Origin of the sequence: Psychroflexus salinarum, assembly GCF_042677225.1 — a bacterium.
Classification (GTDB): domain Bacteria; phylum Bacteroidota; class Bacteroidia; order Flavobacteriales; family Flavobacteriaceae; genus Psychroflexus; species Psychroflexus salinarum.
On the sequence record NZ_JBHTIV010000010.1, the window covers coordinates 1 to 16950 of the forward strand.

The window sequence follows — 16950 nt, forward strand, 5'->3', positions numbered from 1 at the left end:
TATACCGCCTATCCCAGGGATGCTTCTTAAAAGATAATAATCCTTTTTGTAGTGTTTTCTGCAATATGCTCGGAGCTGATTGGAAATTTCTCTTAATTCTTTATCAATAAACCGAAAGCTTCGCATCTTGCTCTCCAGGCTTCCTTTACCCGTTGAATAATCAAACTCCAATTTATCTATCCACTCTCTAAACTTATGGCTCCAATGGTCATTATCATGCTCCTCAGGGATATGAACACCATAGTAAAGTAGCTGCATTTTTATTAAACTCTTAATCCTTCGATAATCCTTCACCAGATCATTTCGCCTTCTGAAGAGACTACGTAATTCCTCTCGCTCTTTATCAGGGATAGGAATACTCTTCAAGCGTCCATCTTTAAGCTCTCGACTGATGAGCTGGGCATCTATCTTATCGGTCTTAGTAAAGCGTTCCTTGCCCTTCCGGTGAATATCTGCTGGGTTAACAACCATTGAAGTCCAGCCATAGCTTTCAAAACTCCTGTGAGCCTTGTATCCACAACACCCAGCTTCATAAGCTGTGGTGACTTCATAGCCTGGAAAGTGTTTAGTGACATACTTATGCAATTCCTCAGGATAGGGTTTCATACTGAAAGACTTACCTGAAAATAAATCTGTAGCACAATGCACTTTCCAGCTTCGCTTGTGGATATCAATTCCAATGTATAACTTTAACTCGGCACTAAGTTCAGTTTTCATACTTTATATGTTTTGGTGAACTTTAAAGATACTGGACTTAGTGCTTTTTCATGGATGCTAACAAAAATGGCGAATTTTGTGCTGAAATGAAAGGTTTGTGTATTTTTAGAAACTTAAAGTTTAACCGAAAAGTTTGCGCATTTTAAGTCGCCACTTATGTTATGCGCGAGACGTTGGCAAACATTGGAAACGCTACATATCTAACCACAAAATTCTACTAAATGAAACTTAAAGGTCTCACAACATTTACTCTTGTATTAATTATTTTAACTTCCTGTAATCAACCTAAATCCAATAGCAATGCTTTTACATTAAAAGGTACAGTTGAGGGTCCTAACACAGAATATGTAGTCTTAAGTTATGTTGACAGTTCCAATGTTTACGTAACCGACACAATAACAGTAGAAAATAAATCTTTTTTTAAAAAAGGTTATCTTATCCATACACATTTGGTTTCATTGACAAGTAATTTAACAGGTATTTATTTGGAAGACCCTAACCGATTACAATTTTTTTTAGAACCAAATAAAATTGAAGTAACCCTTAAGGAAGGGCAATTCTCCGATGCATTAATCACTGGTTCTAAAAGCCAAATTGAAAATGAGCACCTGGCTAAAGAAATTAAACCATATTATGAAAAACTTAAATTAAAAGAAACTGGAAGGGAAAAGGCGCGAAAAATATTGGCTGAAGTTAAAAATATCCAACTCAAATATGCTATTAATAATCCCCATTCATATGTAAGTGCAGAGATGATTAATTATCATAGTGATAAATTGCCGATTGATTCACTTAAGATGCTTTATGCTGGTCTGGACCCAATTATAAAAGAGTCGTTATATGGTTTAGATATACAGGAGTCAATCGAATCATTCATACCTATCGTTGATTCAGGAGATGTTGCGCCTGGTTTTTCTTCAGAAAATAGTGATGGCAATGTTTTAAGTCTAAATCAATTTAAAGGAAAAACTGTATTATTAGATTTTGGAGCAGGTTGGTGTGTGCCTTGTAAAAAAGAAATTCCCGAAGTAAAGAGAATTTTTAATAAGTACCATTCAAAAGGACTGGAAATTATAGGCATTTCATTTGATAAAGATAAACCCAGTTGGAAAGAAAACATAAAAAATGAAAAATTAAATTGGCACCACATTTATGTAGGATTGGACAATATCCGAGAGAATGGCTCTATTAACGTATTATATCGAGTGCAGCCCATCCCAGCATACATTTTGATTGATAAAAAGGGAATTATAATTGACCGCTATCGTAATGCAGACAAGAACGATAAAAGCTTAAACGATTTGGAAGGAAAACTCGAAACATTGTTATCTACTAACTCCCTTTAACTAGAAATAAAAACGTTTGCCAACAACATATAAAAACAATGCTTAAATCAGTCTCAATTCGAAGATCCGTACTCGCTTGCTTAGCGGATTGTCCTGCGGACAATCACGCACCCCAGCTCGCACAGTTTTTATACGGGACGTTGTAAGTAATACTAAGTATGCCAAATACCAGTAACTGGGCATAAACCGCTTCTTACCCCACAGTTTTTTTGTCTACCACATTCACACGTACTACTTACAACATTGTGTATAGCAAATGCCTTTTTTATTTTTTGCCAAAGTTTTTTCATTATTTCAATCTTTAGTGTTATTAATTAAGTTCTGTGATGGCACTTGCCATACACTTGTCCGTTGCATTTAATTGAGACGCCTTTTTGGAACGGCTGTAGTTCTGAAGATTTATAAGGATGATATAGGCACGTTAGTGCTCAAGTCTTTTGCGATTAGCATCGTGNGATTAGTGATTGAAACGAAAATTTTGGTATTTTTAGAAAAGTAAAAGTATAACCGAAAAACTTGCGCATTTTAAGTCGCCACTTTCGTTATGCGCGAGACGTTGTAAGCCATTTGAGAAAACCAACATATGAAAGAACAATTCCAAGAAACTAAAAAGTTAATCCTCTTCGAAGAAAAAGTTGGAGATAAAAAAGTCGTATATCGTCAACACAAAGAAGATGAAGAAAAGGAATTCGTTAAAATCTATGAACAAAAAGGAAAAGATTATTTTTTCGACTACGATGGACAAACTATAAAACAAATTGAATTAAGAGATTTTGAAGAAATTCCTTACCTGTTTAGTTCATTTGGTTATGGATTTAGTGACAATACTGTAAATAGTTTTTTTAGGTATCAATTCGATGATAAACGAATAAATAAAATCATAATATCTGAAGAAATTGAGTCTAAAAAAGTTAGAAAAACCCTTTTTCTAAATCTAAATGACCTTTCGGCATTAATTTCAAGTACAAATCAAGAACAAAGAGCTTGTAATGACACTAAAAAAATTCTAATTAAAAATTTTTTAGTGGATATATTTCCTGAAATCGCTTTTGACTATAAAGAGACAAATAATAACAAAAAACTGATTTTAAGAAACCTTAATAAAAAACTAATTGACCAACTAACAGCTGATGACATTGAAAAAATTGGGGATTTTTATGTTGATGCTTCGAAAAAATATAAAAGAGCAGATTTAGTCAAAAGAATGACATTTGGACTTCAAAAAAATGCTCAAATCTTAACACTTCAAGAAATCATTGCTAAATATGAATCTTTGTTAAAGGAAAATCCACCAGAAAGTTCTTGGCAGAAATTTTTTGATGAATACATTACACTTTTTGACACACGATACGCACATAAAATCAACTATAAAAATATTGCTACAGGAATAACAAAATATCCTGATTTGGTTTTGATTGATATTTATGGATACATTGACTTTTATGAACTTAAAAAAAGTAGTACGCCTTTAATTCAATACGATTCAAGTCATAAAACTTGGTATTGGACAAAAGATGTTTCTATGGTAATCGCACAAGCAACTGATTATTTACAAAAATCAAAGGAAAATGCAATTAGCTATACAAAAGCAATTAAGGAAGAAACTGAAACAGAAAGTGAAGAAGGAATTGATGTTAACATCATTAATCCAAGAGTAATAATTGTTGCAGGTTCAACAAAAGAGCTGAATACAACGAAAAAGCTTAATCACTTTAAAAACCTTCGAGAAAGTCTAAAAGACATTGAATTTGTATTATACGATGAACTTCTCGAAAGACTAAAGAATTTACTGGACAAAATAAAAATTAAATAAAAAACGGCTTACAACAATGGCTATAAGTAATTGCTTGTTCTCGCCTACTTCTGAAAATCCTCGCGGATTTTCAGTTTGGTGTGTACCTGCAAAGCTAAGTGCTAACCCACGCAACTACTCATAGCCGAGACCGTTGTATGTCATACTGAAAAAAAACTCAAATGCTGATAAAGACTAAGATGACGTAAAGATGTCATAAGGATGGCGCAATGAAACTTTCCAAACCTATCTAGTTTTGTTTTGAATTATTAAAACAAGTAAAATGAAAAATAAGTTTTTATCAAAAAGAGTAAAAGAACTAAGGAGGAGAAAAGGTTTATCTCAGGAAGAACTGACAGAAAATTCTGGACTAAGTTTAAGAACAATACAAAGAATTGAAAATGGGGAAACTGAACCAACTGGAGATACACTCAAAAGAATTTCTAAAGCGTTAAATGTAAATCCAGAAGAATTAACTGACTGGGCTATAATTGAAGATCGTGGTTATTTAAAAGCTATGAATCTTTCTTCATTAACTTTCATATTATTTCCACTGCTCGGGATATTAGTGCCTTCGATAATGTGGATTGCTAAAAAAGACAAACTTAAAGACATTAATAAAGTCGGAAAAAATATAATTAATTTTCAAATCACCTGGAATATCATCCTTTTCGCAGGCTTAATATTAAATGTAGTAGTTCTGACTAACAAAATAAATTCAACTGGAAATATTACAGCGGATTACTTTATATCCAGTCAAAAGTTCAATATTATTTTTCTTTTAACAATGTATATCTTAAACGTAGTTTTCATAATTTTCAATACCTACAGAATACAGAAAATCCAGAATGTATTTTATCAACCGAAAATCAATTTTGTGTAAAAAAGTACGACATACAACATCGCATATAGCTTATGGCTGGGGTTTAGGTCAGAAGGAAAATTATTGTATTTTTAGAAAAATTAATCCTCAACTGAAAAGCTTGCTTACAGATCATCACCACAAGCTATATGCGAGGAACGTTGTAAACAATTTGACACACATATTCTGATTATTAATTATTTAACATTTAAAAACGAGATTACAATGAGAAAAATTATTTTATTATTCGTTACCGGAATTTTTATTATGGGTTGTTCCTCTGATGAAACTGATTGTTGTACAATTATAGATACGGCAGTTTCTATAAAGTATGTGAATGGAGATGGCGAGAACTTATTTGACCTAGATAATGGATTAACTGTTTCCAATATAACCACCTATCACAAAATAAATAATGAGTGGGTTAAATATTATAATGGAAATTTGGACAATCCAAAAGGCATTAGTACAGCAGAAACTGAAGACGGTACTTTTTTAGTAATCTTTCCAAGTACAACTATAGTAGAAAACAGTTATACAGAAACAAAAATTGAATTTTCGGAATCTGATTTTGATATTTTAAGAACAGAATTGAATAAGAGAAATTCTAATGAGTTTGTTACTAAAGTATGGTACAATGATGAATTGAAGTGGGAAAGAAATCAGACTGATAGGGTGATTGAGATAGTGAAATAGAAACTGTTTACAACAACATATAAAAACAATGCTTAATTTGTTCTTAAATCGAAACTTCGTGCTCGCTTGCTCAGCGGATTGTCCTGCGGACAATCACGCACGCCAGCTCGCACAGTTTTTATACGAGACGTTGTAGCAAATTTAAAAACCACTTTAACTGTAACAGATTTTGTTAACTAAATATTTATATTATGAAAAAAGCTCAATTTATTTTATTCATTCTTACTGCCGTTTTATTCTCTTGTTCTGATGAAAAAGATGGAGATTGGGATGATAATATTGGATTATCTCAAAAAGAAGTACAATTTAATGCTTCAGAAAATTCTATTGTTATTACAACCAAAGGTGAGGGTTGGTGGATAAATGGTGTTTCTTTAAATGGCGAGACGGACTTTGAACAAACTGAGAATTCTGACGGTGATTTTCTTGTGGACGAAAATGAATTTATGATCGAAAGAAGAAATTCGAAAGAACTTTATATCGAAATGTCTCCTAATACAACGGGTACCGAGAGAAAATTAATAATCGGACTTCAGAACGGAAATTACTTTGATGGAATTACTATTGTACAATCTGCAGAATAAAACTTGCTACAACAGCATATAAAAACAATGCTTAATTTGTTTAAAAATCAAAAGTCTGTGCTCGTTTGCTCAGCGGATTGTCCTGCGGACAATCACGCACGCCTGCTCGCACAGTTTTTATACGAGACGTTGTAAAACATTTAAAAATGAAATCTTTAAGAATAATTATTATTTTATTTTCCTTATCTGTTGTAAGCCAAAATGTTGAGAAAATACCTGGTATTTATAAAACATATAATGAATTCAAAAACAATAGCCCATCAATAAAACTAGAAGGCACAATCAAAAGTCAAGATATTAAATTAGGCGGATTTTACTCTGAACAAAGAATCTTTACTGAATATTTATTGAAGATAAAAAAGGAAAAAAGTAAAATGATTGGAAAAATATTTGGCTTTTCCGATGGTGAAGAATTTTATATTGGAAATGACGTCCAAACAATCTATGATATGGCTTTTTTCAAAGTTGAAATTATTGGTGAAAAATTATATTATTTTGAAAGCCTAGAATCATTTGGAGATGGAAGCATCACAAGAAATCATAATATAATTTTAAAGTCAACCGGTGAAATACAAAAAATGACCAAAAGAAAAATGAAAAATCTTTTAAAAAGCAAACCCGAGCTTTATCAAAAATTTAAAAAAACCAGAAACAAAGAAGACCACATAAAGCAATTTTTAATTGAATATCAAAAAAAATAAATCCACGGAAGTAACTGCAAAGTTATTATTAGTTAAATAAAAAATTAAATATATACAAATGAAAAAGTATCTTTTGTCAACATTATTAATTACTCTTTTAAGCTGTGAACCAGATGAAGAACAATGCGAATGCAATAATGGTGCAGGCACAATTGTTTATCCATGCGAATTTAGTAATCCATGTGATTAAAGAAATTCAAAAAAAACGTTTTACAACACAATGTATATTCAATGGCGAGGTTTAGGAGCTGAAACGAAAAGTTTGGGATTGATTTTCTAACTTTACGATTGAAAACGAAGGGCTGTGCTTCTTTGGTCGCTACTGAAAGATACACAAATCCGTTGTAAACAATGCTGAAAAATCCATCGATGAAAAAAATCCTCTTAATCTTATTATCAATTGTTAGTAACATATCTTTTGGACAAAGCCTAGACGTTAATATTCTTAAAGGAAAATTAAACGAAGATAAAATTATAAATACAACTCTCTTATTTTCTGAAAACGATGGTAATGATGGTTTGATAATCGTCAGAAATACAGAAACGGTTCTCAGTTATAATCCATATCCAAAAGAATACTACATAGAACATTATGATAAAGAATTAAAACTCGTCAAAAAAATCACTTTAACTAATGAGAAAAAAACTCATTTAAAAGGAATGATTATTGAAAATGGTAATGTTAGCCTAATACAATTTGATTATGACAATGAGAGTCAAATTGTTAATGTAAATATTTTAGAATCAAAAATTAAGGACTTAGAATTTGAAAAGAGATTATTGAAGTCTTTTGACAAGAAAACTTTTAATAGATATTTTGGGAATTTTAGCTCAGACTACCTATCAGAACAGTTTAGGTTTATCAGCGAAAATCCATTTGGTAAAATAGAATTTTCAGAAAATAAAAAGTTCTTCACTATTCAATTCGAGCATATCGAAAAGAAAAATCAAATTTATTATTTCACAGTATATGATAATAATTTTGTTGAGAAATTTGATGTAAAGCATTCTAACCAAGATAAATATTCTGATTTTCAAAGCATTGATGTAAGCGACTATGATGGAACACTATTTTTGTTAAAAAAGAATTATGAAAATGAATCTAGAAAAGATGAAAAGCGAGGAAACACTAATTATAATTATGAATTGTATAAATTCAAGGATGAATCTAACCAACAAATTAAATTAAAAGAGAGTAGCAAGTTTATTTCGTCTTTGTTTATACTTCCAAAAGCTGAAAGCGTAAGTTTAGTTGGATTTTACAGTACTGAAGGACAAGATTATCTGGAAGGAGTTTGTCATTATAATTTAGACTTAAATAATTTAAAAATTAATAAAAAATCTTTTGAGCCTCTAACCGAGCAATTTTATAGAGATAAATACAGAAAAGGAAAAGATGAAAAGTCAAAAAGAATAAGAAACTTGGAAATTAGAAGTTTATTTTTTGATAAGAAAGAAAACATAATTATTACAGCGGAAGAATATACTATTGTGAATCCAAATTTTTCTCAGCAAAACATGTTTTTTTCAGAGCGGTCAAATTCTGGTTTAAGAAAAAAAAATGTACATCATTATGATGATATTTTAAGCATAAAAATTAATAGTAACGGAAAAATACTTTGGTCAAGAAATATTAACAAAAGACAAACAGGAACTTTAAAATCATCTTTTATTTCGGCATATGTAAATGGTAGAATGCATTATTTTATTAATGGTAACCTTAAAGAATTAAAAGATGGCAGATTTGAATTTATACAGGCTGGTTCTCGAAAATCAAATCTTTATTTAATATCTATTGATGAATTTGGAGTAAAAAACCAAAAACTAATAGAAGACAAAAGGTCAAAATTTTGGTATGATGTTCGAAATGGAATTACTTCTTTAGACTTAAAATCTGTTATTTTTCAAGGCATAAAAAAAAGAGATAAACAAATTATTAAGATTTCTATTCAATAATAATTGTAAAAAATAACTTTTGCGTGTAAGTACTGTTTACAACATCTAGTATAGCCAATAGCTACTAAGGGTTAAGCAAAAGTTTTGGTATATTTAGACACTTGATAGTAAAACTGAAAATTAAGCTACTATTTGCACGCTACTTGCCATACTAAAGAACCGTTGTCAGTAATATCGAAAAACTGAAATAAACTGAACATTTTTGTAACATAAAAAGAAATTCTACACTAATTTTTGAATGATTAAAGATATAATATATCAAATTAAATACACTTTTACTCAAATAAAATTCAATCGAAAAAAAGAGTTAAATTATAGATTAAAAGAATCATTTGGGAAACCGAAAGATGACTCTTTTGACTTTGATTACATTGAAAAATACATTAGAAATAAAGATAATTCAAAAGCATATCAAATATTATCAGATAAAACCTGTAATGACTTGGATTTTGACGATTTGTTTATGTTTCTTGATAGAACTCATTCAAAAGTTGGGCAACAATACCTTTACAATATTCTTAGGACAATTGACATAGATGAGAAGCAAACAAAGCTAAACGAAGAAATAATAAATAAATTATCAGAAAGTCCCGAATTAAGAATTTCAGTTCAAAAAAAGCTAGAAAAACTAAAAAATACAGATTCTTATCATATTTCAGAATTATTTCAAGAGGAACATCTTGAACCTCCAAATTGGTNTAGTTTATGGCGGATTTTGTGCTGAATCGAAAATTATTATATTTTTAGAAAATTAAAAGTTTATCCGAATGGCGAGCGGTTTTTAACTTCGCCACAAACCATATGCGCGAGACGTTGGCGGTAATTCCAGAAACTACAAACATAAAATGAAGATTATAGATATTGAACAATGGAACAGAAAAGAACATTATGAATTTTTTTCTAAAATGGCGAATCCCACTTTTGGAATTGTTACGGAAGTCAATTGTACCGTAGCACACGAACATTGTCAAAATACAAATATTTCTTTCTTCTCCTATTATCTCCATAAATCAATGATGGCGATAAATTCGGTCAAAGAATTTAAGTTTCGGTTAGTAGAGAACCAAGTTGTAGAATTCGAAACAATACATGCTGGAACTACAATTGGAAGAGAAGACGAAACCTTTGGCTTTGCATTTATTCCTTATAGCTTAGAATTTGAAAAATTTGATGCTGACTTAAGAATAGAGATTGAAGCTGTAAAGTCAACGACTGGTTTGAGATTAAATGAGAATGATATGAAAAAAGATCTAATTCGCCATTCAACATTTCCCTGGAATTCTTTCACCGGACTTCTACATCCGACTAATCATGATAAACAAGAATCTGTTCCAAAAATAACTTTTGGAAAATTTGCGATTCGTGACGGAAAAAAATATTTACCCATATCAATCGAAGCCCACCACGGTTTGGTAGACGGTTTACACTTTGCTAAGTATTTAGAGAAATTTCAAAAGCTACTTGATCAAACCTCATAAGAACTACCACCAACAACAGTAACCCTTGCACCTGTCCGACTAGCGTAGGCGGACAAGCCAATTGCAACTCTAAAAAACAACTTATTTCAAGCCCTTTTCAGGGCTTTTGTCTTTTTGTAGAATTCAATTAACTTTAAATATTGAGCTTAGAAATTGATGCAAATAAAAATTATGTTTTGATAAATAAATAACCTTCCAGCCATCCCCACTACGGCACTTGCTCATTCTTTCGTTGCGTAAACTACACTCAAACATTCGCAAAAGCCTTCGTTCCCTCAGTATGAGCAATGATTTGTAAATACTTCAGAATTAAAAATTTAGGAAGAAAATCATTGCACATACTTTTGCCTTTGCCCTTTTATACGTTGTCAACTAAAGTAGACAACAAACTTAAAACATCACGATAGGCAGGTAATAAGGAGTTCGCAAGTCGCTCCATTTTGTTTCGTAAAACATATCTGCAAGGCTTTCAAATATCCGTTAGTGTTATGAATAGTAATCAACTATCTAATCAATATTAGACTTTAAGTTGTAATGACCCTTGCATATACCATACATAGCACTACTGCGGTGGCACATCCTCGTTAGCACTATGTATTTGTTTTACTACACACATTACGCAACTTGCTCACGCATAGCTTTACTAGCACCCCAATCCCCTTTTAGGTCATGAGCTTCGCTCAAGTGAGTTGTTGGGGTGCTATCGCTATTTCATAATGTGCGAGCCTGCGTGTCGCTTTGGGCTGATTGGGCTGTCACAGTTTTTGATAGCATCCACGTTCCCATATAAAAACAAATTAAAACTTTAAGTTCATTTGATTTTTATAGACAATATTATCAATTGAGTAAATCTAATGTTAGATGAGTTTGTTTATATAGGGCAACCGCGCGCAAGAGCTACTCTTAAGTAAGCTATACATCCATAGCTGAATAAGGTTTTGCATTAAAGTTAGGATCATCTTCAATTTCTCGGTTTCCTTAAAATCTTCAATTCCTTAAAAGCCCATTTCAGGTAAAATGCAAACCTTATTTTCCTTTCCCTATAGCTTTACTTATCGCAGCACTTGCATTTCCCTCAGCATCAAAAAACTCCGCCAGCCCAGTGTCTAGACATTACTGTGAGCGCCTTCAGCTCGCCATACAATTGAATAAAAAGTGAGCCTGAATTCTCATCAATATAAAAAGAGTTCTCGCTTCAGGCTTTCCCTCACAGTACCCAAGCTCATCTCGCAGTCGGCTCGCGCCTTTGGATTACCTGCTGAAATAAAGTTCTCGTTTTTTCAGAATAGAACAATCACTAAACAATTGTATGTTATACTTCTTCAATAGTAGCAATTGGTGCATTCTTTTTAACCGATGCAATTCCACTTAGCATCCCACCCAGAGACTCATACATCTGACTAGTTCCTATGATTTGGTCATTAGCAGCCTTTAGATTGAAATAGTGTTTTTGATTGGAAGACTTATTTTTAGCATACATGCTATCGACTTGTGAATTAGTCTTAACGGATTCGATTCCATTTAAACAGGCAGATTTAGAAGTGTATCCCTCACTAGCTAAAATATTCAGACCATTTGCTGCTTTTAGCCTAAAGCGATATTCACTAGCAGTATCTGTGTAGATTTCAAATGTTGTCATGGCTGGTATATTTTTATTGAAAGTACGAAAAAAAGAAAGCAAAGTTAGATGGCTTCCTTCTCCCTTGCTGTATTCCCATAAAGCTCAAGCCACAAGGGTTTTGAAAAAAAATAGTACGCTGGCATAAAGCGTACTTTTTTTTCAACCCTTTCGAGCGCACGATTTTTTCCAAAAAGCTTGACAGGAATGCCACGCCATCACTTATTTAGCCATCTTTTTTTTCTCTTGCTTTTGAAAAAAATGTTGGTCACATTTTTAATCATTAATTAATGTACTGAGAAGTAACTAGGAAATTGATTTTGAGTTGATTCATGTTTGATCAAATAAAAAAGTCCTGACAAACAGGACTTTTCGTATGAATTACTTTCTTTTCTTCTTGCGCTTAAGGCGCTTTTTTAACCAATCTTTCATATAGAGCTTTAGCATAAGAGAAACAATAAAACTCACAAAAGCACCTAAAACAGCAAGTAGGATAGTGATAATAAAATCATCGACTGAAGTAGCATGTAATGTAGCAGCTGCAGTACCGCCAACCGTCCCGATCTTAGTAGAAATATATCGATGAGGTATGGTGAACATCTTTTAAATATTTTTCTGAAGTTTCAACCTTTTTTTTCCAAACTAGAATCAGAAGTGTCTTCACTTGTAGTAACTGCTTGACTTACTGCTGTGGCTACAGTGCCGGCAACAGTCATGTAAGTTGCAATTGTTATTACTAATGTAGGTAAAGCTACTGGAGCTGCAATAATTGCTCCGCCTGCAGTGGCTAATCCTATCCCAATATTTCTAAGAAGACGAAAAAATTTCGGAGTTGGTTTTTTATAACGTTCTAATAAAGTCATAATTCTAAGATTTAATAATTAATGATAAATTTTCCTTTCTTTCAAACACCTGATGACAAATTAATAAGAGCTTATCTAAGCTAAACCTGGAGGACCAGCCAGTTCCAATCCCACTCAGTTGAGATACTGGTGCTATGCAGCCTTCAAGATCACGTAGAGCAACATTCGCTGTATGAATTAAAATCAGACTTCGGTCTGGAACATTCATAATTTGCAGATGATTTTTAAATCGCACTGAATATCTTGATTCTACCTGATAACATCCTTCCGGAATACAAGACTTATTCCTTTTGTTATTCAGCCAGGGCAATTCGATCGTGAAACAAATGAATTGATTGTTTATAAAAAGGGCACCATTAGTACCCTTTTCGAAATAACATCGTTTCAGTATCAACTCCATACTAAACTTTATCAATAGTTGTAATGGAAAGAGCATTGTAAGCACCGTTTTTAAGAGGGTACATCTGCCCATTGACTTCTTGATAAAATTCAATGCCCACAACTTGCATTATTGGCAATACAGAACCTGCGGGTAGAGTAACTTCAAGATTTATTGCCGCTGTATCTGCTGCATTGTAAGGCAAAATAGCAGTTTCAGAGTTCCCGAAAGTTGATCTTTCATTACTGAAATCCAGTTCTGCAGCACCAGTAACTACTTTAAAGTGAGTTGTACCGCTTGGAGCAGCAATTCTCACCGCTGGAGCAAACGAAGCCAGATCTAAGGCAACAATGCCAGTGGCACGATCCAGAGAAGTTGAGAATGGAGCAAATAGGGTAGAACCCAATTTACCATTCAAATTAAACTCAAAGCCTTGCAAGGTGTTCATGTCGCCATCTTCAATAGTCCTTTGACCACGCTCGTTGACAGCGTCTGTTTTGGTAACAGCAACTAATGCCTTTGTCAGACGGCTAACGACACGTTTGTCTTTAGCATTTTGTAATAACACACGAATTCCGTTTCGAATCACTTTACCGCCTTTACCAGCACGTCCAAATTCAGATCCATTTTCACGTGTCCTTTGAAACGCTGGATCATTAGCAATCCGATTAGCATCCACACCGCCTTTAGTACGAGCTAGATACCCGTCAGAGCTTTTGTAAAAGGAAATATCACCGATAGTTCCTTTAAGTTTGATAATACCTGTTTGTTTAGCCATTTTATATATGTTTTTGTTTACATAACAAATCAAGCTAGATTTGTGTTTATAGAAGAAAAAACACAACCATCTCAACCGATTAGTACGGTTTTTGCCAATTATTCAGTATTTTTAAGTTATTGATAAAGTATAGTTGAAGTATAGATAATGTATAAAATGAAGATTGTAAGAGCTTGCATATTTCCTAAAGATGTTCATTGCCTCACGGGTAGGAGTGAGCGCTATGGCAGAAAGCTATTACAGGATATCAAAAAGCATTTTGGCAAGCAACCTCATCAATTTGTAACTGTCGAAGAGTTTGCTGAATACAGCGGGATAAAAGAAGAAATCATTACAAATTACTTAAGTCAAGTTTCATAAAATTTGTTAGTATTTAAGTTGGTTTGACACTCGAAATATGTTATCTTTATTTTGGATTTGAATAATATTTTAGTCAAATTAAGTTCATTTAAAATTAATGCAATTCGATTACCAACTATTAATCGAAGCTCGCAATCCCAAGAATAACGCAGGATATAAAACAAAGTTTGAATCCTGCCGTGGTCACATTTTTAAATTATATATCTAAGTATATTCTTTAAACCTCGCTTTTAGCGAGGTTTTTTATTTTGTAAAATACCTAAACTAGGTCATGATAAGTCAAATGGGGCAGCTCTTAGTTTTTATGAGCTTTTTTTGACTGGTATATTTTTTTGGAAATTTCTTATTTAAGGATAGGATCATAATAAAAGGCAAAAAAAAACAAAGAATATAATAAACTTGAAATAAGATTGTCTAGAAAAATCTATGACTTTTAATTATAAAAAAGATGAATAAAGAAAGCCTTACACTCAGGTTTTATGCTCCTGCATATTATGTTTTTAAATCCTACAAAATTTATACTTCCTGTAATCAATACTCCACTTAAATTAAATATCTAAGTAAATTCTTTTTAGCCTAAACAAACTTCTAGATTCTTTACATACAAGATTTTTTAAATGCGTTAGATTAAATTAAGAAGACGTTCTGAAGCTTCTTCAGAAAAAATCCCTGTGTAATTCATGGCAATACTCAATGGATCCATAAAAATTAAGAATCTACTTGCATTGTCGTCTATATTGATAAGTGGATTAAAAAGTACAGCACTTATATGAGGAAGAAAAGGCTCTAAATCTTTGTCGTAGACATTTTTCAAATTATGCTGGAAGATTATTTCAGGGTCGGAATCCAGAATTATTTCCAAATATACTTCAGTTGAAGTTTGCTGTAAACCAATGTAAATAAGATCCGGATGAATTAAGTTTTTGTATTTTGATTTGAAATTATCAATTAAGTTAATACGTTTCATAATAGTAGATTGATGAAGTAAAAAAAGTAAATTTAGGATGAAAACTTTTTTTAATTTCTACAAGAATAACTATATTTTTTCCTATTTGCAAGATTCTTTATTTTGTTTCCTTTTTTAAGTTATTACTCAACCAGTATTTATACTAATAATTTGTAAATTCAGCGGATCTTTTAAAATTTTAAATTCAAACAGTCCTATGCTTAAAAATAGTTCAATTATTCTTATTCTTTTATCGGTATTCTGCTTGACATCGTGTAAGAAAGAAGACTTTCCAGAATTTCAAACTTGGGTTCCATATGATGAAACAGGATTGATAAAATCCAATGAAGACCATGAATCTGAACGCTTGCGATACAAACTCATACAGTCGAAGGTCGCAGATAGAAATGAATTGATTACTACCATAACTTCTCAACTTAGCGGTTTTTCAGAAGAAAGATATAATGAGTTATCTCCATTTATTTTGGAACAAGATATAGAAACTCTCCAGGATTATATTTCAGAAGGGAAGTTTTCGTATAAAGAATTGACACAATGGTATTTATACAGAATAGCGAAATTTGAAAGTGATAAAGATCTTTCTCTTAATGCTATGATTTCAATAAATCCAAAAGTTGTCATGCAGGCTGAGAAACTTGACATAGGAGACCTATCAAATAAACATCCTATCTATGGAATGCCCGTAATTTTAAAAGATAATATCAATACCAAAAACATGCCTACAACAGCTGGTGCTGTAGCTTTAATGGAGAATCAATCAGAAAATGATGCTGAAATTGTCGCTAATTTAAAATCTTATGGTGGTCTTGTTTTAGGAAAAGCAAACTTGAGTGAATGGGCAAATTTTCTTTGTGATGGATGTCCTAATGGATATAGTGCAATTGGTGGACAAACTTTAAATCCATACGGTGTAAGAGAATTTGATACTGGCGGTTCCAGCTCTGGAAGTGCGGTTGCTGTTGCAGCTAACTATGCAACTGCCGCAGTAGGTTCAGAAACTTCTGGTTCTATTATTTCTCCTTCAAGCCAGCAATCTGTAGTTGGTTTAAAACCTACTATTGGAATTCTTAGTCAGGATGGGATAATTCCTATATCAAGTACTTTGGATACGCCAGGACCAATCACTAAAAACTTAAGAGACAATTCAATATTATTTTCTGCAATGGCTTCAGTTCAAAATAAAACTTTAGGTGCAAAAGTGCCTTGGGAAATTGAAGCGAGAAAAGATTTGAAAGGTGTTCGGTTAGGAGCTTATAAAGCTTACCTAGAAAATCCTTTATATCAAAATGCGATGGAAGAGTTGAAAAGTCTTGGAGCTGAGATTATCGAGATTGAGCCAAAAGCCATGAATTTTGAAGGTTTCCTCGAATTGTTAAGCGGTGATATGAAAATAGACCTCAAAAATTATTTATCTGCATATGCTTCAGAAAATGTTGAGGTAAAAACCACTAGTGATGTTATGAAATTTAATCTTAAGGACACAACCGTTAGAATTCCTTATGGTCAAGCTAGGTTTGAAGGTATTGAAGACCTTGATATTACAGATGATGAACTCAATGAAATTCGTAAAAAACTTTTGATTGCAGGTATAGAATATTTTGAAAACCCAATGCAAGCTAATAATCTTGATGCTATTTTATCCATCAATAACTACAATGCAGGTCAGGCAGCAGCTGCTAAATTCCCAGCCTTAACTGTTCCTATGGGGTATAATGAAAGTGGTGAGCCAGAAGGTCTTACTTTTATTACAAAACCATACCAAGAACCTGATATTTACAGTTATGCTAAGCTTTATGAAAAGGCTTCAAAGCAAAGAAAATCTCCACAAATGTATCTTAACTAAAATATTAAAA

General features: G+C 32.3%; 17 protein-coding genes. 10 read left to right on the forward strand and 7 right to left on the reverse strand.

The window, feature by feature from the left end; genetic code table 11:
- A partial coding sequence (locus ACFQ0R_RS09175) for an IS110 family transposase (RefSeq protein ID WP_379658070.1) occupies positions 1-717 on the reverse strand: 717 nt, incomplete at its 3' end.
- 221 nt (positions 718-938) lie between these two features.
- On the opposite strand from ACFQ0R_RS09175, the gene ACFQ0R_RS09180 reads away from it, so the two are divergent.
- The 8 genes from ACFQ0R_RS09180 (at position 939) to ACFQ0R_RS09215 (ending at position 10132) form a co-directional block, all read left to right on the forward strand.
- Complete coding sequence (locus ACFQ0R_RS09180; protein ID WP_379658071.1) at positions 939-2063, forward strand: redoxin family protein; 1125 nt, start codon at positions 939-941, stop codon at positions 2061-2063.
- Positions 2064-2646: 583 nt separating this feature from the next.
- Positions 2647-3876, forward strand: coding sequence for a Shedu immune nuclease family protein (locus tag ACFQ0R_RS09185; RefSeq protein WP_379658072.1), 1230 nt, complete (start codon positions 2647-2649; stop codon positions 3874-3876).
- Positions 3877-4138: 262 nt separating this feature from the next.
- Positions 4139-4738, forward strand: coding sequence for a DUF4870 domain-containing protein (locus ACFQ0R_RS09190; RefSeq protein WP_379658073.1), 600 nt, complete (start codon positions 4139-4141; stop codon positions 4736-4738).
- A gap of 246 nt (positions 4739-4984) precedes the next feature.
- The gene (locus tag ACFQ0R_RS09195; protein WP_379658074.1) at positions 4985-5413 is read left to right on the forward strand and encodes a hypothetical protein; all 429 of its coding nucleotides are present in this window, start codon (positions 4985-4987) and stop codon (positions 5411-5413) included.
- 191 nt (positions 5414-5604) lie between these two features.
- A complete protein-coding gene (locus tag ACFQ0R_RS09200) occupies positions 5605-5997 on the forward strand; it encodes a hypothetical protein (RefSeq protein WP_379658075.1) in 393 nt (130 codons plus the stop codon).
- A gap of 146 nt (positions 5998-6143) precedes the next feature.
- Positions 6144-6698, forward strand: coding sequence for a hypothetical protein (locus tag ACFQ0R_RS09205; protein WP_379658076.1), 555 nt, complete (start codon positions 6144-6146; stop codon positions 6696-6698).
- Between the two features lie 369 nt (positions 6699-7067).
- Entirely contained in the window at positions 7068-8654 is a 1587-nt protein-coding gene (locus tag ACFQ0R_RS09210; RefSeq protein WP_379658077.1) for a hypothetical protein, read from the forward strand.
- Between the two features lie 845 nt (positions 8655-9499).
- The gene (locus ACFQ0R_RS09215) at positions 9500-10132 is read left to right on the forward strand and encodes a CatA-like O-acetyltransferase (RefSeq protein WP_379658078.1); all 633 of its coding nucleotides are present in this window, start codon (positions 9500-9502) and stop codon (positions 10130-10132) included.
- 1312 nt (positions 10133-11444) lie between these two features.
- Here the strand turns inward: ACFQ0R_RS09215 and ACFQ0R_RS09220 are convergent.
- The 5 genes from ACFQ0R_RS09220 to ACFQ0R_RS09240 form a co-directional block, all read right to left on the reverse strand.
- Positions 11445-11771 (reverse strand): YegP family protein, encoded by a 327-nt coding sequence (locus ACFQ0R_RS09220; protein ID WP_379658079.1) that lies wholly within the window; start codon positions 11769-11771, stop codon positions 11445-11447.
- A gap of 360 nt (positions 11772-12131) precedes the next feature.
- Positions 12132-12350 carry a hypothetical protein gene (locus tag ACFQ0R_RS09225; protein WP_379658080.1) on the reverse strand — a complete coding sequence of 73 codons (219 nt, stop codon included), beginning with the start codon at positions 12348-12350 and terminating at the stop codon, positions 12132-12134.
- A gap of 23 nt (positions 12351-12373) precedes the next feature.
- A complete protein-coding gene (locus tag ACFQ0R_RS09230) occupies positions 12374-12613 on the reverse strand; it encodes a hypothetical protein (RefSeq protein WP_379658081.1) in 240 nt (79 codons plus the stop codon).
- 4 nt (positions 12614-12617) lie between these two features.
- Positions 12618-13085 (reverse strand): DUF5675 family protein, encoded by a 468-nt coding sequence (locus ACFQ0R_RS09235; protein ID WP_379658082.1) that lies wholly within the window; start codon positions 13083-13085, stop codon positions 12618-12620.
- On the reverse strand, positions 13015-13770 hold the full coding sequence (locus ACFQ0R_RS09240) for a hypothetical protein (RefSeq protein ID WP_379658083.1): 756 nt from the start codon (positions 13768-13770) through the stop codon (positions 13015-13017). Before ACFQ0R_RS09240 ends, ACFQ0R_RS09235 begins: the two co-directional genes overlap by 71 nt.
- A gap of 156 nt (positions 13771-13926) precedes the next feature.
- Here ACFQ0R_RS09240 and ACFQ0R_RS09245 point away from each other — a divergent pair, with 156 nt between their 5' ends.
- Positions 13927-14130 (forward strand): hypothetical protein, encoded by a 204-nt coding sequence (locus ACFQ0R_RS09245; protein ID WP_379658084.1) that lies wholly within the window; start codon positions 13927-13929, stop codon positions 14128-14130.
- 622 nt (positions 14131-14752) lie between these two features.
- On the opposite strand, the gene ACFQ0R_RS09250 is transcribed toward ACFQ0R_RS09245, so the two are convergent.
- On the reverse strand, positions 14753-15097 hold the full coding sequence (locus ACFQ0R_RS09250) for a hypothetical protein (protein WP_379658085.1): 345 nt from the start codon (positions 15095-15097) through the stop codon (positions 14753-14755).
- A 196-nt stretch (positions 15098-15293) separates the two neighbouring features.
- On the opposite strand from ACFQ0R_RS09250, the gene ACFQ0R_RS09255 reads away from it, so the two are divergent.
- Positions 15294-16940, forward strand: coding sequence for an amidase family protein (locus tag ACFQ0R_RS09255; RefSeq protein ID WP_379658086.1), 1647 nt, complete (start codon positions 15294-15296; stop codon positions 16938-16940).
- The last annotated feature ends 10 nt before the right edge of the window (positions 16941-16950 follow it).